Here is a 22,977-nt window from a genome sequence, read left to right on the forward strand (position 1 = left end):
CAAGTGAAGATGACGAAGAGGCAGACCAGGCAGACGAGGACACGGAGGATTCGACAGAGTCAGGCGAGGAGTCGACCCCAATAGAACGCAAGACGGGGCCATCCGAGGACGAAGAACAACCACTCACCGAACACATCGAAGAGATGGTCAAGCGGGTCGCAGTCGTCCTCTTTTTCGCGGGGCTCGTTAGCCTGCTCGCGTTCCCCTTCGGCGAGGAGTTCATCAACTTCCTCTGGTACTCGATTCTTCCGAGTGACATTTCGAAACCGCACGTCTACCATCCACTGGAGCTCATCATCTCGCAGTTGAAGGCCGCGAGTCTGCTCGGGGTCGTCCTCGCGTTGCCGATCTTCGTGTACCAGACCTACGCATTCATGCGGCCGGGGCTGTATCCGCACGAGCGGCGCTACTATCTCGCTGCCGTGCCCACAAGTCTGGTGCTCGCCTTCGTCGGCTTGCTCTTTGGCTACTTCCTGATCCTCCCCGCGGTCATGACCTATTTCATGCAGTACTCGCGAGATGTCGTCGACATCGCGTTCGCACTCGGTGATACCTTTACGCTCATGCTCGTGCTGCTGGGCTTTCTCGCGGTTGTCTTCCAGATTCCGCTGTTCATCATGCTCGCCATAATGATGGGGTTGACCACCCGGACCTGGCTCGAGGACCGGCGGCTAATCATGTGGGGGGTCTTCCTAGGTATCGCTTTCCTCTTCAGCCCGGACCCGACCGGAATGGCGCCGTTCCTCATCGCCCTCACGATGGTCGGGCTCTTCGAGGGGACCCTCCTCTTACTCAGATGGACGGGTCGCGGGGACGGCTGACTCCCCAACCGTTTAGCCGCTCGGAGTGAAGGTTCAACTCGATGGAGATCGAGGCGATCCCCGGAGTCGGGCCGAAGACCCGAGAGGCGCTGACCGCACTCGACGATCCAGAAGGCGCTCTTGAACGGGGAGACGTTGCCACGATTGCGTCCGCACCAGGGCTTTCACAGGGGCGAGCCGTCAGACTCGTCCGGAACGCGATCAGGCATCGACACGACGACCCCGGCGGGTTTCTCGCCACAGATCGAGCCGAAGCGGTGTACAAAGGGCTGCTCGACCGTCTCGCGGACAGAACGGTCACCGAGTACGGTCGGCAGCGCGTCGAGACGTTCTACCCGAGTGCAGTCGATGCACGGATCGCGGAAACCGAAACCGTCGCGACGCGAGCACTCGAACGGGACGTCGACCAAGCCGTGCTGGATGCCCTCAACGGGCTCGAGCCCCTGAGCGAGCCACGGGACGTTCGCGTTCGTGATCGCTGTCTGGCGACGACGGACGCAGAAACGTACAGCAAAGCCAGGGACGCCATACCCGAAGTGAGCGTCGAACTCGTCGAGGACACCCGCTCACTCGCCGACCTCGCCCGAGGCTATGCGACTGTGATCGCCCTCGACGAGGAATTCGCCGGGATCGACATCGACGGGGACGTGCAGGTCCAACCGAACGCGCTTGCAAGTCCCGTTGAGGTCGTACCGGAACGGGTCCTCTCGTTCTACGGCGCGAATCGCGAGTCCATCCGAGCGGCCGCAGCCGTCCACCGGGTCGCCGGTCTCGACTGCGAACTGGATCTCGAAGGGCTCCTCGAGGCACTCGACCGAATCGACGGGCAAGGTACGGTCACAAGCGACGAGGAACTCTCGCGGCTCACAACCGCTGTCTCGGAACTAGAGCAGGCCGTTTCGACGGCCGAATCAATTGCTAACGACCGGCTGACTGAAGCGATCTCCGAGACCGACGTGACCGTTGACGGCGGGGACTTGCTCTCCCTTGCGGAGCGGGGCGCGGGCGTCGACTCGATCCTTGCCCGCGAACTCGAAGCCGAGTTCGAGGTGGCAGTCCAGGCGGCTCGCGACCACTTCCAGGAAGCCCTCGTTCTCGAGCCTGAGGAAATCGCCACCGGAGAACGACTCTTTCCCGAGGAGCCAACGTTCCCGGTCGAGCGCAACGACGCCGTCCTGTCGCGACTTGAGGAGGAGCTCACAACGGCCCGAGACCGACGTGCGGGCCAGGTCAAGCAAGAAGTCGCCGCAGAACTCGCCGACCAACGGGAGCCGGTTACGGACCTGGTTCATCGGGCCCTCGAACTCGATATCGAGGTTGCCATTGCCCGATTCGCTGCGGATTTCGATTGTGTGATGGCCGAACACAATGGGAGTGGATTCAACATCACAGGCGGTCGATCGCCGCTGCTCGAGGAACCGCCTGAGGCTGTCGAACCCGTTGATTACGCCGTCAACGGGGTGTCCCTCCTCTCCGGAGTGAACAGCGGGGGGAAGACGACGACCCTCGACATGGTCGCCTCGATCACGATTCTCGCCCACATGGGCCTCCCGGTACCCGCCGAATCGGCGACTGTTCCGTCCGTCGAGGAGGTGCACTATCACGCAAAATCCAGAGGGACTCTCGACGCGGGCGCGCTCGAAACGACAGTCACGGATTTTGCCACACTCGCATCGGGATCAGCGACGAAACTCGTTCTCGTCGACGAACTAGAGAGCATCACCGAACCGGGGGCCTCGGCCAAAATCATCGCCGGGATCGTCGAAGCGCTCCAAGAAGCGGACGCCACCGCAGTGATCGTGTCCCATCTCGCGGGCGGGATTCAGGATGCCTGTGAGACGTCGGTAACGGTCGATGGAATTCGGGCCATCGGGCTCGAAGACGGCGAATTGCGCGTCGAGCGCTCGCCAGAGAAAAACCACCTGGCCAGATCCACGCCCGAACTCATCGTCGAGAAACTCGCCGGAGAATCATCCGAGGCAAGCGACGAACATTCGTTTTACCGACAGTTGTTGTCGAAGTTCTAAGCATCCTGCCGTTAGAGAAACGCGATCTTCCGGATAGATCGCCGCTGGCGGGAAGGGTTAAGTGGACGTGGTGGCTCGATTGACACCATGACGGACGAAGACATGCTCTCCTGGGACGAGTCGATCTTCCGGGACGAACACGTCTTCGAAATAGATTACGTTCCGGAGGTTTTCGAGCACCGGGACACCCAACTCGAAACGCTGACCCACGCCCTTCGACCGGCGACCCGCGGGTCCCGCCCGCTGAACGTCATGGCGACCGGTCCACCGGGGACGGGGAAGACGACGGCAATTCAAAAGGTGTTCTCGGAACTCGATTCCCAGCCGGGAGTTCGGGCGGTTCGGGTGAACTGTCAGGTGGATTCGACGCGGTACGCGGTTTTCTCCCGGATCTTCCGGGCGCTTTTCGAGTACGAACCGCCAGCCTCGGGCATCTCCTTCAAGAAACTCTTCGGGCAGATCGCCGAGAAACTCACCGAAGAGGAGACCGTCCTCGTCGTCGCGCTGGACGACGTGAATTACCTCTTCTACGAGAACGAGGCCTCGGAAACGCTTTACTCGCTCCTTCGCGCCCACGAGGCCCATCCAGGCACCAAAATCGGGGTGATCCTTGTGTCCTCGGATCTCGATCTGGACCTGATAGAGGGGCTTGACAGCCGGGTGCAGAGTGTGTTCCGCCCCGAAGAAGCCTACTTCCCGGTCTACGACACGACCGAAATCGTCGACATCCTTCGCCACCGGATCGAGATCGGGTTCAGGCCGGACGTCGTTCTTCCCGAGGTGCTCGATAAAGTGGCCGAACTCACCGCACAGACCGGGGATCTGCGGGTAGGTATCGATTTGCTACGGCGGGCCGGACTCAACGCCGAGCGCCGGGCAAGCAAGAATATCGAACTGGAGGATGTTACGAACGCCTTCGAATCCGCCCGGAATGTGCACCTCGAACGGCACCTCAAGGGTCTCTCTGATCCGGAAAGTACACTTCTCGAAGTCATCGCCGAGACCACCGCCGAACAGGCCGGTGCGGTGTACGAAGCCTTCCACGAGAAGACCGAATTGGGCTACACCCGGTACACCGAAATCGTGAACAAGCTCGACGATCTGGGGCTTATCGAGGCCGAATACGAAAGTCTCGACGGGCGTGGTCGCTCGCGCTCGCTCACCCTGGCTTACGACGCGGAGACGGTCCTCGAACTGCTCGAGTAACAGGTGTGTGAACAGCACTGTTATCCCCGCGGACCGGGATATGTAGGTATGGGAGACTTGTCTGCCGTGCTGCATACGAGCAAAGGCGACATCGAGATCGAACTGTACGACGAGCGTGCACCCCGCACCGTCGACAACTTCGTCGGCCTGGCGACGGGCGAGAAGACGTGGACAGACCCTGAAACAGATGAGACGGTGGAGGGCAAGCCCCTCTATGACGACGTTCTCTTCCACCGGATCATCGGCGACTTCATGATTCAAACCGGCGACCCGACCGGCACCGGCCGCGGCGGCCCGGGCTACACCTTCGACGACGAGTTCCACGACGAACTGTCACACGATTCCGCTGGCATCGTCTCGATGGCGAATAGTGGCCCGAACACGAACGGGTCACAGTTCTTCATCACCCTTGGGGCGCAGCCCCATCTGGACGGGAAACACGCAGTCTTCGGCTCAGTGACTGACGGGATGAAGGTAGTCGAGAAAATCAGTGGGGCCAAGACCGACCGACAGGACAAACCAAAGGAAGAAATCCTCCTGGAGTCTGTCACCATCCAGGACTAATTGCAGCCGAGTCGAAAGGGCTTACCGGATCGTTCTCCAAGCCTCACTTCGAGCGAGGGTAGCCAAGTGGCCAACGGCGGTGGGCTTAAGACCCGCTCTCGCAGGAGTCCATGGGTTCGAATCCCATCCCTCGCACTTTTCGCACAACCTCGCTCTCCTATTTTCTCACCAGATCGCTCTCGCAGGATCCCCGCGAGCGGAGCGAGCGGGGGCTCGAAAGACGATGCGAAGCGAGTCTTTCGGTGGTCTATAGGTTCGAATCCCATCCCTCGCATGCGAGGTCGAACGGAGTGAGACCTCGATAGCGAACGGTGAACGAAGTGACCCGTGAGTGCCAAGACACGAACGAAGTGAGTGTCTCGAACGAGGCGAGCGGGGGCTCGAAAGACGATGCAAAGCGAGTCTTTCGGTGGTCACTGGGATCGAATATGTGAGCCAATCGTCCCGAGAGCTCCCCTTCGACGGCTTTTTTGGGGCTGGACCGAAACGACAGCCATGGAATTCGAAGGACAGGTCCTCCGCGAAGCCGGGCTGGCGCTGATCGGCGTGGCCGTCTTCATCGCCTTTCTCATCGCCGGAAGTACGATGGGCGCCGCGGAGGGCGAAGCAGCCGGGGCGTTTGTCATGATCGGCGGAATCGTCGCATTCATTGTCGTCATGGGGGCCCTCGGCCTACTCTTCCTCGACAGCGATTAGTCCTCTGCGGCTTCCTCGGCGTTTGCAGATTCCTCTGTCTCCCGATTTCGCCAGTCAGTATGGTCCGCCGCCTCGTCGTCAAGTTTGACTTCGTAGTAGGAAAGCGGGTGTGATATTGCATCACAGAGATCGTCAGGGTTCACACAGTCCCCGTAAGCCTTCATGGTCGCACATGACGGTGCAGTGTACTCGGTCGGGCTCGTATCACCCCTGATGTGATCGGTCTGATACCGGGTCATCTCCTCGCCAAAACCGGGATTCGTCCGGTAGATATCGACGATTTCGTCCGTGCTCAGGCCGATATTCGCGAGAAACGACGTAATGGCAAAGCGCGAGTGATGAGCCAGGTGCTCGCCTTGCTGAACCCGGTCGAGGAGGTGTTGCATACACGGCGGGAACAACTCGGGCACGACGGTGTCGATCTCCCGCGTGAGGTCCAGTTCTTCGAGCGTTGACTCGATTTCGGCCACCGGTTCGTCCAATACGGTTGCGATCGTGTCTGGAACCGAAAGCGGGAGTCCCTCTTCGACCCGGTCCTCGACCGCCTGCTCGAGCAGGGTTTCGAGTTCGGCTTCGCTGATCTGCACCCAGCCCTCATCGAGTACACGGGTCGAAAGGCGCCACTTGCTCGGCCGCAGCGACGCCGAATACATGAGATACGCGCTCACGGTCATCTCGAACCCGTCCGCAGTTTGGCGGACGACCGAATCGAGATCGAACTCGGAGAGCAAGGTTTGGCGATCCAGGGTTGGCGTCCCGACCGAGCTGATCTCGTCCTCGTCCGCGAAGTCTTCCTCGAAGCGCTCCCGAGCGGCGGCCGCCTCGGCCTCCGTGTATCGCTGTCGAACGATCGAGGCGTCGACGAGCGAGGCGATGACTCGGGCAACTGGATAGGAGAGGAGTTCGATCCGCGTCGACCGAGCCGGGGGACCGATCTCGCGGTCAGTCAGGGCCCGTTCGACGCGCTGGCGAGCCCGATCGACGACAGCATCCTCGCTTCGGACGACGGCCTCCAGGTCCACCCCCGCCTCCTCGACGGCCGCTCTAGCCTCGCGGAGAAAGGGATAGCGGGCGTGGAACGCGTCCATCGGCGGCAGTTCCCACTCGATGCCAATAAAGGCCTCGCCGTCGACCCGAAAAAGCCCTATTCCCGGGTAGCCTACCCACAACCATGCAATTGGCCCCCGGTACCTGGCGGCTCGCTGGCCCAGTCGTTGCGGTCGGGGCCGTGGGGCTCATCCTGTCACCGCTTGTGGGACTCGTCCTGATCCTTCTCGGCCTCGGAATTATCTGGTTTCATCGCGATCCCGAGCGATCGAGTCCCGATGCGGGGGTCCTGGCCCCGGCAGACGGGACCGTAACAGTGCTCCGAACCGAACAGGAAGCGACCGGCGCCGAGCGAATCCGCCTGGGCGTGTTTATGAACATCACCGACGTCCACGTCAATCGGGCTCCGGTCGGTGGCGAGATCACCACCATCGAGCATGTGCCAGGCGGCCATTGGCCGGCGTTCACCAAAGACGCTGAGCGGAACGAACGGGCCCACATCGACATCGACCAGTTCCGGGTGACACTCACCGCAGGCACCGTCGCTCGGCGCATTCATCCACACGTTTCCGAAGAGAGCAACATCGAGCGAGGGGAACGGATCGGACACGTTTCATTTGGCAGCCGAGCGGATGTCTTGTTACCCGAACGGTTCGAATTGAGCGACATCGAGGTGGCAATGGGGGCGACAGTTCGGGCCGGTGAGTCAATCCTCGCCGTCGATCCGGGTCGATGAACCGCGGGTTTTTGTCGGTCGGGAGCGCGAACCGTGATATGAAAGACGGGGGATCGCGGGCGACACGGAAACGGCAGGCAGGCGAGCGCGCAGCCGAAATGGCAACTGACGGGGATGTCGTCGGCCTCGGCACCGGCAGCACCGCCGCCTATGCAACAGAGGCACTGGGCGCAGCGGTCGCGAGGGGACATGACATCACGGGGATACCCACCTCGTATCATTCACGCGCAGTCGCGCTTGACGCGGGAATTCCGCTCACAGAACTGGACGCAGTCGACGCCGTCGACATCGCGATCGACGGGGCCGACGAAGTAGTCGATGGAGACCTGATCAAGGGCGGGGGCGCTGCCCACACCCGCGAGAAGATCGTGGACGCGGCCGCTGACCGGTTCGTGGTCGTCGTCGACGATTCGAAGGAAACGGATGTGCTGTCACATCCAGTTCCGGTCGAGGTCGTTCCAGCCGCCAGGCCCACCGTAATGAAGACAGTTCGAGATATGGATGGTGAACCGACGCTTAGAAGCGCCGGTCGGAAGGACGGACCGGTCATCACCCAGCACGGGAACCTCGTCCTGGATTGTGATTTCGGGCCCATCGAAGACCCTGCGGCCATTTCAACTGCGCTCTCCACGATCCCCGGCGTGCTGGAGCATGGACTGTTCGTCGACGTTGCAGACGAAATCGTTGTGGGCGGACCTGAGGGTGTACAAGTCCGGTCCACTCGATAAGATCCGCGATTCGCCTGTTCGTCTACAGGTCGCGTGGCTGTACTGTCTTGCGACCGTTCTCCTCGGCCCGACGGGCAGCGTCGGCGAGCAAGTCCTCAACGCGCTCGTCAAGCGCATCGTAAAAGTCAGAGGAGACGTTTTTGTCGTCGAGTGCTTCCTTCACGGCGGCTTTGACGATCAGGTCTGCCATACGCTTCTGTTTTTCCGATGGCCCATTATAAACGTTCCCAAATCAAGCGCCATAGGCCTCGAACCCCGGTTTCACTGCAGATGCCCGCTTCGAACCGGGTCCGGAATACGAACCAGAAAGGGCTAAATGACCTTTTCAGCTTCTGAAAACCCTATTTTCGGGATTTTTAGAAGTGCCAAACGTATGCCGATGCTGGCAAAATACCGGACGAAGGCGAGTCAGGTCGGACGAAGACCGACCGGTGCCGTTTTTTCCATACCTCACTAGCAGACGAGCATGGATCAGATTTCGTTTGGGACCTCGGGCTGGCGGGCGACACTCGATACGTTCACGGATCGGCGGGTGCGCATCGTCGCTCAAGCCACCGCGGACCACCTCGACGCGGTCGGCAAATCGGGCCAGACAGTCGCCATCGGCTACGACGCCCGTGAGACCTCAAGGGGCTTCGCCAACGAGGCTGCACGAGTCCTTGTGGCCAACGGCTACGACGTGTTGCTCCCTGAACGAGATATTCCCACTCCGCTCGTCGCCTATGCAATCGTGGACCGGGATCTGGCGGGTGGCCTCGTGATTTCGGCCTCGCACAATCCGCCGAGCTACAATGGGATCAAGTTCTTCCCCGATGACGGCGCGCCGGCGATGCCCGACGTGACCGAAGATATCGAAAGCCGACTGGCCGAACCCGACCCGAGTCCCGAATCAGAGTGGGGAACGATCAGCGAGGTCGACTTCCAGAAGCCACACGCGACACACGTCCTGGACCTCATAGAACCCGAACTGGAGGGACTAGAGGTAGTCTACGATGCAATGCACGGGAGCGGTCGGGGTGTCACGGACCGTCTCCTCGAACGGGCCGGCGCAACGGTCACTGCCCGTCGGTGTGAACGTGACCCGGAGTTCGGCGGATCGCCGCCGGAACCAAGCCCGGAGAACCTCGAAGGGCTCATCGATGCAGTCCAGGAAACTGGCGCCGATCTGGGCATCGCAAACGACGGAGACGCCGATCGGCTGGCAATCATATCACCGGCGCGGGGGTATCTCGACGAGAACCTGTTCTTCGCTGCGACCTATGACCACCTCCTGGATGAACAGTCTGGCCCCGCCGTTCGGACGGTTTCGACAACGTTCCTGATCGATCGGGTGGCCAACGACCACGGTGAGTCCGTGATCGAGACGCCTGTCGGGTTCAAATGGGTCGCCCGGGCCATGGACGAGCACGACGCGTTGATGGGCGGGGAAGAATCGGGCGGGTTCTCGATCTGTGGCCACATCCGGGAAAAAGACGGAGTGCTCATGGCACTGCTCGCTGCCGCTGTCGAATCAGAGCGCGCCTACGACGATCGGCTCGACGAACTGCGATCTGAACACGGGGCGATCCAGCAGGACAAACTGAGCGTGGATTGTCCCGATTCGGAGAAAGAGCGGGTTATCGAGGAGTTGGAAGCGTCCCTCCCGGACTCCATTGCGGACCGGGCAGTCGAGGAAGTGAATCCAGCCGATGGCATCAAGGCACTTCTCGAAGACGGGTCCTGGTTAGTTGTACGCCCAAGCGGGACCGAGCCGAAGATGCGGGTCTATGCGGAGGCTGGGAGTGAGACGCGAGTTGAGGCGCTGCTCGAGGCTGGCCGAAACATCGTTAAACCTTTGGTCTGAAACCGTGGGCATTAGCGGGTGAGAGGTCACTCGACCGCGGTTTCGACGTATTCGACGGCCGCCTCCGGTGTCGTGACGGACTCGACCCCCTCGATGTCGTGGGTGTCGAGCCCGGCGATCGGTTTTCCCATATCGAGTGCATGTGCGATCTCCGAGAGCGTGCCCGTCGCTCCATCGATTGCGATGGCTGCGGCCCCGTTCTTGACGACGAACACGTTCCTGGCCGACCCAATGCCCGTTGCGATGGGGACGTCAATATAGGAGTTCGCGGCCTTCGGATCATTTCCCGGGAGAATGCCGATGGTTTGCCCGCCTGTTTCGGCCATGCCCTTCCCGACGGCTTCCATCACCCCGCTCAACCCGCCACAAATGACGTCGTGGCCCCGGGTACCGAGGAGTCGACCGACATGTTCAGCCACGTCGTAGGTCCCCTGGTCCACCACGCCACCACCGATGACACTGACACGCATGTTCCAGAAATACCGGCGCACACCCCGTAGTCCTTCCCCAGCGGTCCGGGAGAAGCTGGAAGCCGTTTCGACATGCAGCGGTTTGCGGTATCCCGGTGGCGGACTGGATCTGTGCCTCCAAGAGATTTTCGTATAGCGGGTCGGTATCAGTTCCTTACTGCGGTTTTCTGGCGGAAATTCGGGCGGAATAAAGGAGGTCCTGCAGATGGGGGTCGTCGTACATCACCCGGATGATCGACTCGCTCTCCGCCTTCGGTCGGACCGAAACCGATTCGAACCCCGCCTCCTCAAGGAGGCTCTCGAGTTGCGCGATTGTGGCCGCCCCGGACACACAGGCAGCGTATTGCTCGAGATCAGTGTCATCGAGTTCCTGGGACCCCTGCTCAGTCAGCGCAATATCCGAGATCGCCAGTCGACCACCCGGTTTGAGCACACGAGAAGCCTCCTCAAACACCCGCTCTTTCGCGGGAGAAAGGTTGACGACGCAGTTCGACATGATGGCGTCGACGGACTCGTCAGCGACCGGCAGGTGTTCGATCTCGCCCAATCGAAAGCCCACGTTTTCGAACCCGGAGCGACCGGCGTTTTGTCGAGCGCGTTCGAGCATCTCGGGAGTCATGTCCACACCGATTATCTGCCCGTCCGGCCCGACCTCCTCGGCAGCGAGGAAACAATCGAATCCACCACCAGAGCCCAGATCCAGAACCGTTTCACCCGATTCCAACTCGGCGATTGCCGTTGGATTTCCACAACCCAGTCCAAGATTCGCCCCCTCGGGAACGATGTCAAGTCGCTGCGGGTCATATCCCAGCGTTTCAGTGTGAGAGGACTCAGCGCCCCCGCCACAACAAGACGTCTCGGACTCCGAGGAATCGCCACTGCAATCACCCTCCCCCGAAGAGTCGCCTGGGGTTGTCTCAGTTCTGGTCTCCGTCTCTCCTGCCCCAATCGCGCCGTATCGGTCCCGAACCGCGTCCCGCTTTTCCGCCTCGGTTCCTCGGTCTGTTCGGGTGTCCGTGTCAGTGGACGTCTCTCGGGTCATTGGTCGTCACTCCGTACTGTCTCGATGGCTGCAAGAAGGGTCTCCGCCCGGTCCGTCGTCGAGTAGTACCGCCAGCGACCGTCTTTGCGGCGGTCAACGAGATCTACCTCGTAGAGCCGTTTGAGCGCCCGGCTAGTCGTACTCTGGTCCACCTCGAGTTCGGGTTTGAGGTCGCATGCACAGACCGGACTCCCGGCCCCATCGAGAAGCCGAAGGACCTCGTAGCGGGTCTCGTTTCCCATCGCCGAAAGCATTCTCACATCGTTCTCGATTTGGCCGGCGGTCAGGTCATGGTCGACAGCGGTACAGCAGGGTTCGCTCGCTGCTTGTGATCCCGATTCTGACCGCTCATCTGGTTCTGCCGGTTGATTGTTGGCCATTTGTATATTTGTGAATATACGGATATGGGTGAAAGGGGTGGCGATTGGCCAGGCACCATCTCCTCCGGGTCGCCCCTCCCCTGCAATCGCAAAAATAGTCCGTGTCCAATGTCCTCTCAGACAGGGTCGGTAGAGATCATTTCGGCGGTGGACGATAGCCAACTCGCCGCTCAGCGCCTTCGACCTCGAATCCAGCCTGCCGGTAAAACGATGTCAACTCCGCGTCAAAGGTCGCTGTGAGTCGGCCCCACCGGCCACCAGCCGCCCGAACGAGTTCCGTTCCAATCCCCTGTCCGCGCCGGCCGGGCCGGACCGCGATCGGCTCGATCCGAACGTCCCGCTCCCGGGGTCGACCCACCAGGCCGCCGATAACCGTTCCCCGGTCAGAGCGGGCAACAAGCACCTCCTCGCTGTCAATGTGTTCTGCAACCTCCGTGGCCGAAACCTGGAGATCCGCTCCGTCGAACACGTTCATCACCGCAGCGAGGTCGTCCGGACTGGCCAGTTCGATGTTCATCCGCCCTGAACAAGTCTAAGGACTTGCACCTCGGTTTCGGTGACCGTCCCATCGACTGGTTTCGGGCGCCCGTCGACGAAGACACTGGCCTCGTGCGGACTCAGGCCGACAGCAGAAAGCACCTCTCCGTAGGTCCCCTCGTCAAGGGAAACCTCCTCGACCCGGTCGCCGACGACCTCGACAGTCACGCGCATGTCGTGTCACACTTCGACTGGAGCGGTTTGAGCATGTCGTCGGGTGCATTGTGGGCGGTTCTCAGGCCGCCATCGTCGAGTCCGTGTTCTGGGGTGCCGTCGTCGATGATATCCGGCCACTTCGTCGTCGATACGTGCCTCGAAGGGCCGCAGCGAGCGCCCCAAGACCGACCAGAAGTACGGCCAACATGGCCAGCCCACCAACGATGGGCACGGCTCCAATGACGGTGAAGAGAACTAAGCCCAATCCGAGCGCAAACCACCGGTTCGGTTCGTCCTGCCAGCGCCCGAGCAGCCAGCGACCGACCGCGAACTCGCCGTTCACTATCCCGACCCAGATGAGGGAAAGGGAGGCAAACACGCCCAAAATCGCGAGCGGGATCCCAACAATCGTCACCGCCGTGAGCGCGAGAATGAACGGAACAGTGATAAGCACGAGCAGACCGAGGAGTGCAGAACGGCCGGTTGAATCGACGACCTGGGTGGCGACGCGGTTCGAGAATCGAGGGAGGGAGAACAGGAGAATCGCCCCCAAGAGGAGGTTCGCAAACAGGCCGTAGAGGGAATCGAGCCAGCCGATAGTCTCCCAGGAGTCCCCAGATATCCCGACCGGGCCAAAGCCACCGATCGGGGAGTCCTCCACGACAGGCCCCTGGACGACAGCCCCGGACTGTTGGGTCAGCGCGCCGTCATACCGAAGCTCCCCGTCGATCTGGGACGTCGGGCCGAGCGTGATCGTATCGGCCCCAACAGTCGCGTCTGCACCGATGGTCCCGTCGATGGTCACGGTTGCAGCGCCGACCGAGAAGTCACCGGCCACCGCTCCCGTTTGGGTGAGCGAAACGGCGCTCGCCCCGGCCGAAACGCTCCCATCGACGGTCCCAGCAATCCGAAGTGAGCCCGTCGCGACGCTCACGTCTCCGGTGATGACACCCGATTCGGCAATGACGACGTCCCCGGCGACGCCATTCAAATCGCCGGCGACCGTCACTCAGATGAGGACCGTCCCGGCTATCACATCGAGCCCCGACGCAGTTTCGCCTTCGGACATGACCACACTGCCGGTCATCATTTGGGTGCCCACCTCACCGCCAATGGACTGGGCAGCCACTGGCGCCGGACCGGTCGCGAACACCAGGAGGACAGCCAGTGAGAGGAGCAGGAACCGGTAGTACAGGGTCTGCAGTTGCATACTACATCGTTCACTCAGTTTCCTTATAAATTTATACTGACATTAAGTGGCACAGTCAGCGGGGGTATGGCCGCGTTTGACAGCACGGACTTTCCGTGGAGGCTCCGTCTCGGGGAGTTTAAGGCCCGGACGGACCTCTCCGAAACCATGACAGCTTCCGCGGCCGGGCGCCAGGAAATCTGGGTCGAGAAGTACCGACCCGAGCGGCTGGAAGAGGTGATCGGCCACGAGGCGATCATCTCGCGGGTGAAGAGCTACGTCGAGCGGGACGATCTGCCCCACCTCCTATTTGCAGGACCAGCGGGCACCGGCAAGACAGCGACGGCCCAGGCCATTGCCAAAGAACTCTACGGCGACGATTGGCAGGAAAACTTCCTCGAGCTGAACGCCTCGGACGAGCGAGGGATCGACGTCGTCCGGGAGCGGATCAAGGACTTCGCGCGGACCTCATTCGGCGGGTACAACTATCGCATCATCTTCCTCGACGAAGCAGACGCGCTCACTTCTGCGGCCCAATCAGCACTCCGCCGCACGATGGAGCAGTTCTCGAAGAACACCCGGTTTATCCTCTCCTGTAACTACTCCTCGAAGATCATCGACCCGATCCAGTCCCGCACCGCCGTCTTCCGCTTTTCCCCAATAGACGACGCGGACGTTATCGCACGGATCCGGGACATCGCGGCGACAGAGGGCATCGAATTCACGGAGGAGGGACTGGATGCACTCGCCTATGCCGCCGACGGCGACATGCGACGGGCCATTAACGCACTCCAGAGCGCCGCTGCCGCAGGTGGCGTCGTCGACGAGGAGGCCGTGTACGCGATCACGAGCACCGCCCGGCCCGAAGAGATCGAGGAGATGATCGAGCGGGCGCTTGACGGCGATTTCACGGGGGCACGGGCGCACCTGGCCGATCTGATCACCGAACGGGGACTGGCCGGCGGGGACATCATCGATCAGCTTCACCGGTCGATCTGGGAGTTCGAACTCGAAGACAAAGCGGCGGTTCACCTCATGGACCGACTTGGGGAAGCGGACTACCGAATCAGCGAAGGCGCCAACGAACAGGTCCAGTTGGAAGCACTGCTGGCCGCGGTGGCACTTGCCGCCGGGGAATCCTAACGGAAAACGAGCGCCCACTCTTCAGTCCCGGAACTGTTTTAGCCCCGCATCGGCCACTTCCCTGCAATGAGTGACCTTGAGGACGCCTACCGCCTCGAATACTTCGAGGAGGAAGGCTTCGTTCGGACGGAATGTACGGAGTGTGGCTCCTTCTTCTGGACGCGAGACCACGACCGGGCCACCTGTGGGGAACCCCCCTGTGACCAATACGAGTTCATCGACACCCCGAGTCTCGACACCGAGTATACGCTCAAGGACATGCGAGAGGCGTTTCTCTCCTTCTTCGAGGAGCGGGACCACGAACGGGTCGAGCCGTATCCCGTTGCGGCAAATCGATGGCGGGACGACGTCCTGTTGACCCAGGCCTCGATTTACGACTTTCAGCCACTGGTCACGAGCGGGCAGACGCCCCCACCGGCGAACCCGCTGACCATCAGTCAACCCTGCATCCGGATGCAGGACATCGACAATGTGGGCAAAACCGGGCGACATACGATGGCCTTCGAGATGATGGCCCATCACGCGTTCAACGCCCGCGAGGACGCCGATGAAGACTTGGCTTACGAGGGCGAGGTCTACTGGAAGGACGAAACTGTCGAGCTCTGTGACGAGTTCTTCGAGGAGATGGGCGTCGACCCCGCGGAAATCACATACATCGAGGACCCGTGGGTCGGGGGCGGCAACGCTGGCCCGGCCTTCGAGGTGCTCTACCGGGGGGCTGAACTCGCCACGCTGGTCTTCATGTCGATGGAACAAGACCCCGAGGGCGAGTACGAGCTGAAGGACGGCAACCGGTACAGCCCGATGGACACCTACATCGTCGACACGGGATACGGGCTCGAGCGCTGGACCTGGGTGAGCCAGGGCACCCCGACCGTCTACGAAGCAGTCTACCCGGAGATGATCGCGTTCCTCAAAGAACAGGCCGGGATCGAACTCAGCGAAAACGAGAAGGACCTGATCCATCGAGCGTCCAAACTCTCCGGTCGACTGGACATCGACGAAGCGGAGGATGTGGGCGCTGCCCGACGAACGATCGCCGAGGAACTCGGCGTCAAGGTCGAGTACATCGACGACCTGGTCTCGCCCCTCGAGGACATCTACGCGATCGCTGACCATGCCCGCACGCTCGCGTACATGTTCGGTGATGGAATCGTCCCGTCGAACGTGGGAACCGGCTATTTGGCCCGAATGGTGCTTCGTCGAACCGTCCGACTGGTCGAGGCGATCGAGGTCGAGACTCCGATCGCGGATCTCGTCGACATGCAGGCCGAGCGCCTTGGCTACGAGGACCGGGAGACGGTCAGGGACATCGTTCGCTCGGAAGTGGCGAAATACGAGGAAACCTTGGAACGGGGCGGTCGTCGGGTCCGACAGATCGCCAAGGAGCGCGCCGAGACGGCCACTCCCATCCCCAAATCGACGCTGGTGAATTTGTATGATTCCCACGGCATCCAACCGGACATGGTCCAAGAGATCGCCGCGGAGTTCGACGTCGAGGTTGAGGTCCCGGACAATTTCTACGCTCTGGTGGCACAACGGCACGACACGGAGACCACCGAGACCGCCCGAACAAGCCGCGATCAACGCTTTGCGGACCTGCCAGAGACCGAACAACTCTACTACAACGACGCCTACCGCACGGAGTTCGAGGCTATCGTCCTCGACGTCTTCGAGCGCGAGGAGGGGTACGACGTCGTGCTCGATCAAACCATGTTCTACCCGGAGGGTGGGGGGCAACCAGCCGACCATGGCACACTCTCGACCGACGAGACGACAGTCGATGTGAAAGACGTCCAGATCGAGGACGGGGTCATTCGACACCACACCGATGGCGATCCCGGCAATGGGGAATTCGTCACCGGCAAAATCAACACGGATCGGCGTCGGCGGCTCATGCGCCATCATACGGCGACCCACGTCGTCATCGATGCGGCACGGGAGGTTCTGGGCGATCATGTGCGACAGGCCGGGGCCCAGAAGGGGACCAGTTCCTCGCGGATCGACATCCGCCATTACGAACGGTTGGACCGCAAGACGGTCGAGGAAATCGAAATGCGAGCGAACGAGACGGTGATGGCGGATCTCCACGTGCACCAGGAGTGGCCCGACCGACACGAAGCCGAGGAAACCTACGGCTTCGACCTCTATCAAGGTGGCATTCCCGCCGGGCAAAACATCCGGTTGATCCATGTCGGGGAGGACGTGCAGGCCTGTGGTGGGACCCACGTGACCCGGACCGGCGAGATCGGGTCCATCAAAATCCTCTCGACGGAGCGGGTCCAAGACGGCGTCGAGCGGCTCACATTCGCCGCGGGCGATGCGGCCGTCGGACACGTCCAAGCGATGGAACGGTCACTGCAGGCTGCCGCCGAGACATTTGATGTCACGCCGTCGGAAGTGCCCGAGACGGCCGAGCGGTTCTTCTCCGAGTGGAAGGAACGCGGCAAGCAGATCGAGGGGCTCAAACAGCAACTCGCCGAGGCCCGCGCTGGGGGCGGCGAACAGGCAGACCGCATCAAATTCGGCGACTGGGAGGCAGTCGTCAACCGCCTCGACGTCGACATGGACGAGTTGCGAGCGACCGCAAACGTGCTCGCCGACGACGGTGTCGTCGCCATCCTCGGCAGCGGGGTCGACGGGGCGCAGTTCGTCGTCTCGGTGCCCGAAGGGGCGCCGGTCAACGCAGGCGAATTGGTCTCGGAACTGGCCAGTCAGGTCGGTGGCGGCGGCGGTGGCCCGCCCGATTTCGCACAGGGTGGCGGCCCTGAGGTCGACGCACTCGACGATGCACTCGATACGGTCCCTGACCTGCTCACCGCAGCAATCGAGGCCTAATCCTCAAACCGGAAAAACGTCGTTTTGGGCGTGAGAAGCGGGCTGTTTCAGGCCCGGTCGATGTCTAACTCGTCGCGGAGTTCTTCGATCGCCACAGATTCGGAGAGTTCGTCCAGCCGTTCCCGGAAGTGATCCTCGCAAAGCCCGACCGTGACGCCGCCGGATTCGGCGGTCATGTCGGCCGGCCGCCCACAGTAGTGACACTCCATATATGACCCCAATAACCCAAGCCCCCTGAACGTCACGGCTGCGGCGAAATGGCCGCCCCGAGTCCGCGATAGGATTCGCGATCGAGTCCTGTCGTCCCAATTTCGTCACCGTGAGCGTCGCTTCCGCCGGTTTCGAGGAGATCATGCTCCTCGATGGTCGATTCGATCAAGTCCGTGTCAACGACCGGTTCGGCCGAGGCCGGTCGGTCGTAGGGGTAGTAGCGTTCAACAGCATCGAGCGCCCCGCAGTGGTCCAGCGCAGCTTCTGGGTCAGGATACCGAAACGGATGGGCCAAACTGACGACCTCTGCGGCATCCTGGAGGAGTTCGACGGCCCGTTCGAAAGCGGGGACCTCCCGGGCGACAAAACAGGGCCGTCCCGACCCGATACGATCCTGAAACACCGCCTCGACCGATTCGTAGCCCGTTTCAGGGTGCGAGACGACTGCCCTGGCGATGTGGGGCCGGCCCGTTCGCTCAGTCACAGAGAGGGGCAGGTCAATGCCAAGTTCGCGTTCCAAACACGAGATGATTTTGCGGCCACGGATTTTCCGATCCGTTCCGAGCCGGTCGGTTTCAGCGCGAAGGGCCGCGGTCGGATTGAGCCCGTAGCCGAGTAAATCGATCCGCTGGGTCGGCGTCTCGGTCCGGAGTTCGATGCCCTGGATGAGTCTGACCCCCTCGCGCTCGGTCAGAGGGGCCTCGAGATCGGGATGGAGCCGGTCATGATCGGTCACGCCGACGACGGAGACCCCAGCCGCCCGAGCAGCCGCAGGCACAGCACCGAGCGACAGGCTGCCGTCCGAGTTCGTCGTATGGACGTGCAGATCCGCATAGACCATACCGAAGGGGGGTCGGCCGGCCCCATACTCCTTTCGTCGGGTCGGAATCGGCGATACATTGATTACCATACCCACTCAACCCATGGGTATACCTCTCATGTCATTAGGTTCCTACGACGAACAGGAGCACGAGCGTCGAGAACGGAAGAATTCGAGTATGGACCTCTCCGAAGACGACACCAGGAGCAGTTACCAGGGATCAGTGGAGTTCGAATCGGGAAACTCCACCGAGGAACTGCTCGACCAATTCCACGAGATCACCGACGAATAGATGGGCACAAGCCCAGCGTTTTGCCCGTCGGTCCCCTACCGGGTCCATGACTGAACGGTGTGACGCGTGCGGTCAGGAGATCCCGATCGCGGGTGGGATTGCGAACTTCTGGACGATGGACTCGACAGAAACGGGAGGCATGACCCTCGAACTCGTCGACGGCACCGAACATCAACTATGCTTTGACTGTATCGAAAAGCTCCCAGAGGAGGCGACTGTCGAAGACGTAGCTGCCCTCGACGAGTCGGCCTGACCCGGCCTACAGGAAGGAGATACCGTAGGCCAGGACCGAGCCGACCATCAGGAAAACGAGGAACAGCGCCATGAGTTGTTCGCGATCCATAGTTGGTTTTCGGGCCGAAGGAATTTACCAGTTTGGACCCACTGACCCTTAATCGATCGTGGCATCGAGGACGGCATGGACCACGCCCTGGCTGTGGGATTTGATCCGTCGCGTCTCCATCGATGAGACCTCCCGACCGGCCGCATCCACGGCTCTGTGCAGTCGTTCGGTGGGGCGCTCCGGGAACAGGGCCTCGGGAGTCGCCTCGTGCATGTGAATCCTCCCACCGGGTTCGAGGGCCGAAATCGCCGGGTCCAGGTATTCGTAGGCATCGTAATAGCCCATCACGACCCGGTCGTAGGCGTCCCCAGCGTTCACCCGGATCGGAACAACATCCCGACAGTCCCCGAGTAGCAGTTCGAGCCGGTCCTCGACCGCGTTGAGCCTGGCGTTCTCCGAGAGGAACTGGAAGGCGGTCGGGTTCTTCTCGATCGCGGTGACGTGTGCCCCGGCCCGGGCCATCGGCAATGTGAAGTACCCGATTCCGGCGAACATATCCAGGACCCGTTCCCCCGAGTCGACGGTCTCGCCCATTCGCGCCCGTTCGGCCTTGTTTCCCGGGGCAAACATCACCTTCGCGAGGTCCAGCGCGTACCGGGTTCCGTGTTCGGTGTGGATCGTCTCCGTCTCTCCGTCCCCGGCGATAACCTCGATATCCGGTTCCCGCATTTCGCCCGAAATCCCCCCACGATCGACGACGGTATCCGCACCGCGGTGGAGGTCGAGCAATGCTTCGGCGACCGCCTCCCGACGGTCACAGTCACCGAACCGAACGAGGATTACATCCCCGATAACGGCCCACGAACTCGGAGCCCGCTCGATGTCCGCCTCCGAGAAGCCACGCTCCCGAAGCACCGTCGGGAGGTCGACGATTCGAGGGTCCGGGTCGATCTGTTCGATGACGTCCTCGACTCGGGTATTGGACGGCGGTTCGGTGATCGGGATCGCCACCGTCTTGTCGTCGTACTCCACGAGGCGACGACTGTCGTCGTGAATCCCTTCGTCCTGAAGTGAGGCGATCGCGACGTCGACGTTCGGTTTCTCGACGAGGGCTGCCAGGTCACTCATTGGCGGGGAGCATGTACAGGTCGCCCTCGATTCGGACCACCTCGACGGTCCGGGCGTCCGCGCCGAAAAACGAGGGGCGGGCCACACTTCGGGTTTCGCTGGTTGCGGGATCCAACAGCTGGATTGCATGGTCGTCCAGCACCGAGACAACGGTCGTTTCTACAGCCTCGGTTCGGGACCCGATCTTGGTCGCGTTCGGAACAACACCATCCTCGAAGTTCACCTCGAAGTGGTCGCCTGTCTGGAGATCGACCCCTTTCAGATTCCCCCGAACGCCCTGCACGAGAACCGGCCCATCGGTGTCCGGGACCTCAATGATGTCCCCCGGCCTGAAGGCTGGCAAGCGAACGGCGTAAGTAACCCGGTAGACTTCGTTGCCGTCGCCGTCTTCGGTGACCAGGGTCTCGGAGTCAGAGACCTTGCCGCCGAACTCCTCGATCAGTTTCGCGGACACGCGTCGCCCCAGTTTGGTCGTCGAGAGTTTGATATCCGGGCCATGCCCCGAGTCGAGCACCTCCGTGACGAAGGCCTCCCGATCCCCTTTGGCCTCCATCTCGCTAGTAATTTCGTGGGCCAATTCGACCGCTCTGTCGGCCTCCTCGGGACGTGGCGATCGGCCACTGGCACGGACCTGGACCACACTCGCGTAGGAGTTGCCGGCGATCCGCCCGCAGCGTTGACAGGTGCCCCTCCCGATCGCGACACGGACCGGTCGTTCGTCGGTGAGTTCCCTGCCACGAACGGTCCCGGTGAAATTCGCGTGCAACACGATGGTGTTCCGGTCGATCTGTTCGGGGTCGACCGTCCAGGAGAAGTCCTCGGCCTCGCGGTGGACCTGGACTTCCTCGGTCACCTCATCGATAGCCACGTCAGTGAGATCGCGCGCGCCGACATCGACCCAGGAATCGGCCCGGTTGACCGCGCCACAGCGGGCACAAACGGTGACCTCGACGGTGTCCGGAGCGTCGACGAGTTCGAAATTCTCGAGATAGCAATCCGTGCAGAGCCCCCGGTCGGTCGACCCCACCAGTTCGGGGTCGACGGGATCGCCACAGCGGGGACAGAACGTCCCGGAGTCCGTCGTCATTGAAACTGGATAGGCCGTCGAGGCTGTTAAGTGGTCTGTAATCACCTCACCCAGTCGGGGCGTCGTCACCGTGCCGGAAAGCGTTTCTACCTCCCTCCGTAAGCGGGTGACAGACATGGAGTGGAAAGCGGACTGGGGCTTGCGATTCCGGATGGGAGTGACGATGTTTCTCCTCTTCGTCCTCTATATCGTCTTCGCCGGCGCGATTACATGGTACATGGGCGGCGGGGCCACAATGATGCTCCTCTTCTTCGGGGGCTTCTCGCTGGTCCAGTGGTTCTTCAGCGACAAACTCACCCTCTGGAGCATGGGGGCCACGGAGGTTACCGCGGAGGAGCAGCCGAAACTGCACGCGACGATCTCACGGCTCTCCCAGCAGGCCGACCTGCCCAAACCGACAGTCGCCGTCGTGGACTCACAGGTGCCAAACGCCTTTGCGACCGGTCGGTCGAAAAACAACGCGGCCGTCGCAGTAACGACCGGCATCATGCAGACCCTCGACGAAGACGAACTCGAAGGGGTGCTCGCCCACGAACTCTCACACATCAAGAACCGAGACATGACCGTGATGACCATCGCCTCCTTCCTCTCGACGCTGGCGTTCATCGTCGTCCGGTGGGGCTGGCTGTTCGCTGGCGGACGTGGCAAACAGGGCGGGGGCGCACCGGTCTTCGTGGCCATCCTGGTCTCGATCGTGGTCTGGATCATCTCCTTCCTCCTCGTCCGGGCACTCTCACGATACCGGGAGTACGCGGCCGATCGGGGAGCCGCGATGATCAGCGGAAACCCCTCGAAACTCGCCTCTGCGCTGTTGAAGATCGACAACCGGATCGACCGGGTCCCAGACGAAGACCTCCGGGACCAGGCCGAGATGAACGCGTTCTTCATCATCCCCATCAAGGCTGGCTTCGTGGGACGACTCTTCAGCACACACCCGACGACCGAAAAGCGGGTCGAACGGCTCCGCGCCCTCGAAAAAGAACTCGAAACAGCCTGAAATGGGCATTCTTGACAGTCTGCGGAAGGTCTTTGGGAGTCAGGCCGAGGCAGATGCCACCCGGGCTGCCGATCCCGACGACCTGTTCCAGTTGACCGCCGCCTCGGTGACGATGACCGTCGATCTGGACTACGAACCCGGAGACACTGCCGGCCTCGTCTTCTCGGCGATGGACTCGACGGACTTCGAAGGAGCGCTTCGTGATGTCGAAGCCGTGCTGGACGGGCCGGGTTGGTCGAGCGTCCAGGAGGACGACCACGGGTACACCTGGGCGGTTGCGACCCGCTCGTCCTTCGAGGAACTCGTCGCCGACCTCTACGTCGCCGCTGATACCCTCTCCGAGCGAGGGTACGGGAACCGCCTCCTCGCGGCCGTATTTCACTTCGAACCCGAGGATGGTGGCGAGGACGTTTACTGGATCTACTCGTTCCGTCGGGGTTCGTTCTATCCGTTCGCGCCACACGGCACGTCTCAGCGGGACGACGCCCGCGAGGTCAAACTCCAGTCAGTGATGGACGACGAACTCGACGTGGAGGAGGACTCAGCGTACTGGTATCCGCTCTGGCCCGACCGGCCCAACGCGCATCCTTGGGAGTGATCGGTATAGCGGGTGAACCTTCTGGCAGGTCGGTATTCCCGGGTAAACCTTCTGGCACGATGAAAACTAACCCATAGCACGCCGGTGCTTTCACTTTCACTTTGGTGTTTACGAGGGTTTATCCCCGAACCCGGACAAT

27 protein-coding genes and 1 tRNA gene are annotated in these 22,977 nt (G+C 61.7%); 15 read left to right on the top strand and 13 right to left on the bottom strand.

Annotation, left to right across the window (positions count from 1 at the left end):
- The first annotated feature begins 80 nt into the window (after positions 1-80).
- From tatC to V5A26_RS04105, 6 genes are all read left to right on the top strand, one after another.
- Positions 81-821 (top strand): twin-arginine translocase subunit TatC, encoded by a 741-nt coding sequence (gene tatC / locus V5A26_RS04080; RefSeq protein ID WP_332321861.1) that lies wholly within the window; start codon positions 81-83, stop codon positions 819-821.
- Between the two features lie 41 nt (positions 822-862).
- Positions 863-2,848, top strand: coding sequence for a MutS-related protein (locus V5A26_RS04085; RefSeq protein WP_332322228.1), 1,986 nt, complete (start codon positions 863-865; stop codon positions 2,846-2,848).
- Positions 2,849-2,935: 87 nt separating this feature from the next.
- On the top strand, positions 2,936-4,054 hold the full coding sequence (locus V5A26_RS04090; protein WP_332321859.1) for an ORC1-type DNA replication protein: 1,119 nt from the start codon (positions 2,936-2,938) through the stop codon (positions 4,052-4,054).
- Between the two features lie 48 nt (positions 4,055-4,102).
- Positions 4,103-4,618 (top strand): peptidylprolyl isomerase, encoded by a 516-nt coding sequence (locus V5A26_RS04095; RefSeq protein ID WP_332321858.1) that lies wholly within the window; start codon positions 4,103-4,105, stop codon positions 4,616-4,618.
- Positions 4,619-4,670: 52 nt separating this feature from the next.
- Positions 4,671-4,753 (top strand) — tRNA-Leu (locus V5A26_RS04100).
- 360 nt (positions 4,754-5,113) lie between these two features.
- Positions 5,114-5,314 (top strand): DUF7472 family protein, encoded by a 201-nt coding sequence (locus tag V5A26_RS04105; RefSeq protein WP_332321857.1) that lies wholly within the window; start codon positions 5,114-5,116, stop codon positions 5,312-5,314.
- Here V5A26_RS04105 and priL read toward each other — a convergent pair.
- Positions 5,311-6,402: a DNA primase regulatory subunit PriL gene (gene priL, locus V5A26_RS04110; RefSeq protein WP_332321856.1), complete on the bottom strand. Its 1,092-nt coding sequence runs from the start codon at positions 6,400-6,402 to the stop codon at positions 5,311-5,313. The two genes, V5A26_RS04105 and priL, sit on opposite strands and share 4 nt — an antisense overlap.
- A gap of 83 nt (positions 6,403-6,485) precedes the next feature.
- Between priL and V5A26_RS04115 the strand changes: the two genes are divergently transcribed.
- The gene (locus tag V5A26_RS04115) at positions 6,486-7,097 is read left to right on the top strand and encodes a protein sorting system archaetidylserine decarboxylase (RefSeq protein ID WP_332321855.1); all 612 of its coding nucleotides are present in this window, start codon (positions 6,486-6,488) and stop codon (positions 7,095-7,097) included.
- 38 nt (positions 7,098-7,135) lie between these two features.
- Positions 7,136-7,825, top strand: coding sequence for a ribose-5-phosphate isomerase RpiA (gene rpiA / locus V5A26_RS04120; protein ID WP_332321854.1), 690 nt, complete (start codon positions 7,136-7,138; stop codon positions 7,823-7,825).
- A gap of 22 nt (positions 7,826-7,847) precedes the next feature.
- Here rpiA and V5A26_RS04125 read toward each other — a convergent pair whose 3' ends face one another.
- Entirely contained in the window at positions 7,848-8,015 is a 168-nt protein-coding gene (locus V5A26_RS04125) for a DUF1931 family protein (RefSeq protein WP_332321853.1), read from the bottom strand.
- A gap of 276 nt (positions 8,016-8,291) precedes the next feature.
- On the opposite strand from V5A26_RS04125, the gene V5A26_RS04130 reads away from it, so the two are divergent.
- Complete coding sequence (locus V5A26_RS04130) at positions 8,292-9,668, top strand: phosphoglucomutase/phosphomannomutase family protein (RefSeq protein WP_332321852.1); 1,377 nt, start codon at positions 8,292-8,294, stop codon at positions 9,666-9,668.
- Positions 9,669-9,694: 26 nt separating this feature from the next.
- On the opposite strand, the gene V5A26_RS04135 is transcribed toward V5A26_RS04130, so the two are convergent.
- The 7 genes from V5A26_RS04135 to V5A26_RS04165 all read right to left on the bottom strand — a co-directional run bounded on the left by V5A26_RS04135 (position 9,695) and on the right by V5A26_RS04165 (position 13,463).
- A complete protein-coding gene (locus V5A26_RS04135; protein WP_332321851.1) occupies positions 9,695-10,138 on the bottom strand; it encodes a TIGR00725 family protein in 444 nt (147 codons plus the stop codon).
- 154 nt (positions 10,139-10,292) lie between these two features.
- The gene (gene arsM, locus V5A26_RS04140; protein WP_332321850.1) at positions 10,293-11,180 is read right to left on the bottom strand and encodes an arsenite methyltransferase; all 888 of its coding nucleotides are present in this window, start codon (positions 11,178-11,180) and stop codon (positions 10,293-10,295) included.
- Positions 11,177-11,560, bottom strand: a complete 384-nt coding sequence (locus tag V5A26_RS04145; RefSeq protein ID WP_332321849.1) for an ArsR/SmtB family transcription factor — start codon at positions 11,558-11,560, stop codon at positions 11,177-11,179. Before V5A26_RS04145 ends, arsM begins: the two co-directional genes overlap by 4 nt.
- Positions 11,561-11,696: 136 nt before the next feature.
- The gene (locus V5A26_RS04150) at positions 11,697-12,077 is read right to left on the bottom strand and encodes a GNAT family N-acetyltransferase (RefSeq protein ID WP_332321848.1); all 381 of its coding nucleotides are present in this window, start codon (positions 12,075-12,077) and stop codon (positions 11,697-11,699) included.
- On the bottom strand, positions 12,074-12,271 hold the full coding sequence (samp2, locus tag V5A26_RS04155) for a ubiquitin-like small modifier protein SAMP2 (protein ID WP_332321847.1): 198 nt from the start codon (positions 12,269-12,271) through the stop codon (positions 12,074-12,076). Before samp2 ends, V5A26_RS04150 begins: the two co-directional genes overlap by 4 nt.
- Positions 12,272-12,332: 61 nt before the next feature.
- Complete coding sequence (locus V5A26_RS04160; protein WP_332322229.1) at positions 12,333-13,262, bottom strand: bactofilin family protein; 930 nt, start codon at positions 13,260-13,262, stop codon at positions 12,333-12,335.
- The gene (locus V5A26_RS04165; RefSeq protein WP_332322230.1) at positions 13,263-13,463 is read right to left on the bottom strand and encodes a hypothetical protein; all 201 of its coding nucleotides are present in this window, start codon (positions 13,461-13,463) and stop codon (positions 13,263-13,265) included.
- 147 nt (positions 13,464-13,610) lie between these two features.
- Here V5A26_RS04165 and V5A26_RS04170 point away from each other — a divergent pair, with 147 nt between their 5' ends.
- Together V5A26_RS04170 and alaS are read left to right on the top strand one after the other, a co-directional pair.
- Positions 13,611-14,585, top strand: a complete 975-nt coding sequence (locus V5A26_RS04170; RefSeq protein ID WP_332321302.1) for a replication factor C small subunit — start codon at positions 13,611-13,613, stop codon at positions 14,583-14,585.
- 66 nt (positions 14,586-14,651) lie between these two features.
- Entirely contained in the window at positions 14,652-17,423 is a 2,772-nt protein-coding gene (gene alaS, locus V5A26_RS04175) for an alanine--tRNA ligase (protein WP_332321301.1), read from the top strand.
- Positions 17,424-17,470: 47 nt separating this feature from the next.
- Here alaS and V5A26_RS04180 read toward each other — a convergent pair whose 3' ends face one another.
- Positions 17,471-17,632 carry a DUF6757 family protein gene (locus V5A26_RS04180; protein ID WP_332321300.1) on the bottom strand — a complete coding sequence of 54 codons (162 nt, stop codon included), beginning with the start codon at positions 17,630-17,632 and terminating at the stop codon, positions 17,471-17,473.
- Between the two features lie 32 nt (positions 17,633-17,664).
- A complete protein-coding gene (locus V5A26_RS04185; protein WP_332321303.1) occupies positions 17,665-18,474 on the bottom strand; it encodes a PHP domain-containing protein in 810 nt (269 codons plus the stop codon).
- A 97-nt stretch (positions 18,475-18,571) separates the two neighbouring features.
- Here V5A26_RS04185 and V5A26_RS04190 point away from each other — a divergent pair, with 97 nt between their 5' ends.
- A complete protein-coding gene (locus tag V5A26_RS04190) occupies positions 18,572-18,745 on the top strand; it encodes a DUF5786 family protein (protein WP_332321299.1) in 174 nt (57 codons plus the stop codon).
- A 46-nt stretch (positions 18,746-18,791) separates the two neighbouring features.
- The gene (locus V5A26_RS04195) at positions 18,792-18,998 is read left to right on the top strand and encodes a DUF7561 family protein (protein ID WP_332321298.1); all 207 of its coding nucleotides are present in this window, start codon (positions 18,792-18,794) and stop codon (positions 18,996-18,998) included.
- A 138-nt stretch (positions 18,999-19,136) separates the two neighbouring features.
- Here V5A26_RS04195 and V5A26_RS04200 read toward each other — a convergent pair whose 3' ends face one another.
- Entirely contained in the window at positions 19,137-20,156 is a 1,020-nt protein-coding gene (locus tag V5A26_RS04200) for a class I SAM-dependent methyltransferase (protein ID WP_332321297.1), read from the bottom strand.
- Positions 20,149-21,243 carry a 60S ribosomal export protein NMD3 gene (locus V5A26_RS04205; protein ID WP_332321296.1) on the bottom strand — a complete coding sequence of 365 codons (1,095 nt, stop codon included), beginning with the start codon at positions 21,241-21,243 and terminating at the stop codon, positions 20,149-20,151. The genes V5A26_RS04200 and V5A26_RS04205 overlap by 8 nt, the downstream gene beginning before the upstream one ends.
- A gap of 115 nt (positions 21,244-21,358) precedes the next feature.
- On the opposite strand from V5A26_RS04205, the gene htpX reads away from it, so the two are divergent.
- Positions 21,359-22,240 carry a zinc metalloprotease HtpX gene (gene htpX / locus V5A26_RS04210; protein WP_332321295.1) on the top strand — a complete coding sequence of 294 codons (882 nt, stop codon included), beginning with the start codon at positions 21,359-21,361 and terminating at the stop codon, positions 22,238-22,240.
- A gap of 1 nt (position 22,241) precedes the next feature.
- Positions 22,242-22,838: a PspA-associated protein PspAB gene (pspAB, locus tag V5A26_RS04215; protein ID WP_332321294.1), complete on the top strand. Its 597-nt coding sequence runs from the start codon at positions 22,242-22,244 to the stop codon at positions 22,836-22,838.
- The last annotated feature ends 139 nt before the right edge of the window (positions 22,839-22,977 follow it).

This window comes from Halodesulfurarchaeum sp., from assembly GCF_036626455.1.
Classification (GTDB): domain Archaea; phylum Halobacteriota; class Halobacteria; order Halobacteriales; family Halobacteriaceae; genus Halodesulfurarchaeum.

Excerpts from the sequence above, each read along its gene's own strand:
- V5A26_RS04085 (WP_332322228.1), top strand. The coding sequence starts at position 863 with ATGGAGATCGAGGCGATCCCCGGAGTCGGGCCGAAGACCCGAGAGGCG.
- V5A26_RS04090 (WP_332321859.1), top strand. The coding sequence starts at position 2,936 with ATGACGGACGAAGACATGCTCTCCTGGGACGAGTCGATCTTCCGGGAC.
- V5A26_RS04095 (WP_332321858.1), top strand. The coding sequence starts at position 4,103 with ATGGGAGACTTGTCTGCCGTGCTGCATACGAGCAAAGGCGACATCGAG.
- V5A26_RS04105 (WP_332321857.1), top strand. The coding sequence starts at position 5,114 with ATGGAATTCGAAGGACAGGTCCTCCGCGAAGCCGGGCTGGCGCTGATC.
- priL (WP_332321856.1), bottom strand. The coding sequence starts at position 6,402 with ATGGACGCGTTCCACGCCCGCTATCCCTTTCTCCGCGAGGCTAGAGCG.
- V5A26_RS04115 (WP_332321855.1), top strand. The coding sequence starts at position 6,486 with ATGCAATTGGCCCCCGGTACCTGGCGGCTCGCTGGCCCAGTCGTTGCG.
- rpiA (WP_332321854.1), top strand. The coding sequence starts at position 7,136 with ATGAAAGACGGGGGATCGCGGGCGACACGGAAACGGCAGGCAGGCGAG.
- V5A26_RS04125 (WP_332321853.1), bottom strand. The coding sequence starts at position 8,015 with ATGGCAGACCTGATCGTCAAAGCCGCCGTGAAGGAAGCACTCGACGAC.
- V5A26_RS04130 (WP_332321852.1), top strand. The coding sequence starts at position 8,292 with ATGGATCAGATTTCGTTTGGGACCTCGGGCTGGCGGGCGACACTCGAT.
- V5A26_RS04135 (WP_332321851.1), bottom strand. The coding sequence starts at position 10,138 with ATGCGTGTCAGTGTCATCGGTGGTGGCGTGGTGGACCAGGGGACCTAC.
- arsM (WP_332321850.1), bottom strand. The coding sequence starts at position 11,180 with ATGACCCGAGAGACGTCCACTGACACGGACACCCGAACAGACCGAGGA.
- V5A26_RS04145 (WP_332321849.1), bottom strand. The coding sequence starts at position 11,560 with ATGGCCAACAATCAACCGGCAGAACCAGATGAGCGGTCAGAATCGGGA.
- V5A26_RS04150 (WP_332321848.1), bottom strand. The coding sequence starts at position 12,077 with ATGAACATCGAACTGGCCAGTCCGGACGACCTCGCTGCGGTGATGAAC.
- samp2 (WP_332321847.1), bottom strand. The coding sequence starts at position 12,271 with ATGCGCGTGACTGTCGAGGTCGTCGGCGACCGGGTCGAGGAGGTTTCC.
- V5A26_RS04165 (WP_332322230.1), bottom strand. The coding sequence starts at position 13,463 with ATGCAACTGCAGACCCTGTACTACCGGTTCCTGCTCCTCTCACTGGCT.
- V5A26_RS04170 (WP_332321302.1), top strand. The coding sequence starts at position 13,611 with ATGACAGCTTCCGCGGCCGGGCGCCAGGAAATCTGGGTCGAGAAGTAC.
- alaS (WP_332321301.1), top strand. The coding sequence starts at position 14,652 with ATGAGTGACCTTGAGGACGCCTACCGCCTCGAATACTTCGAGGAGGAA.
- V5A26_RS04180 (WP_332321300.1), bottom strand. The coding sequence starts at position 17,632 with ATGGAGTGTCACTACTGTGGGCGGCCGGCCGACATGACCGCCGAATCC.
- V5A26_RS04185 (WP_332321303.1), bottom strand. The coding sequence starts at position 18,474 with ATGGTCTATGCGGATCTGCACGTCCATACGACGAACTCGGACGGCAGC.
- V5A26_RS04190 (WP_332321299.1), top strand. The coding sequence starts at position 18,572 with ATGTCATTAGGTTCCTACGACGAACAGGAGCACGAGCGTCGAGAACGG.
- V5A26_RS04195 (WP_332321298.1), top strand. The coding sequence starts at position 18,792 with ATGACTGAACGGTGTGACGCGTGCGGTCAGGAGATCCCGATCGCGGGT.
- V5A26_RS04200 (WP_332321297.1), bottom strand. The coding sequence starts at position 20,156 with ATGAGTGACCTGGCAGCCCTCGTCGAGAAACCGAACGTCGACGTCGCG.
- V5A26_RS04205 (WP_332321296.1), bottom strand. The coding sequence starts at position 21,243 with ATGACGACGGACTCCGGGACGTTCTGTCCCCGCTGTGGCGATCCCGTC.
- htpX (WP_332321295.1), top strand. The coding sequence starts at position 21,359 with ATGGAGTGGAAAGCGGACTGGGGCTTGCGATTCCGGATGGGAGTGACG.
- pspAB (WP_332321294.1), top strand. The coding sequence starts at position 22,242 with ATGGGCATTCTTGACAGTCTGCGGAAGGTCTTTGGGAGTCAGGCCGAG.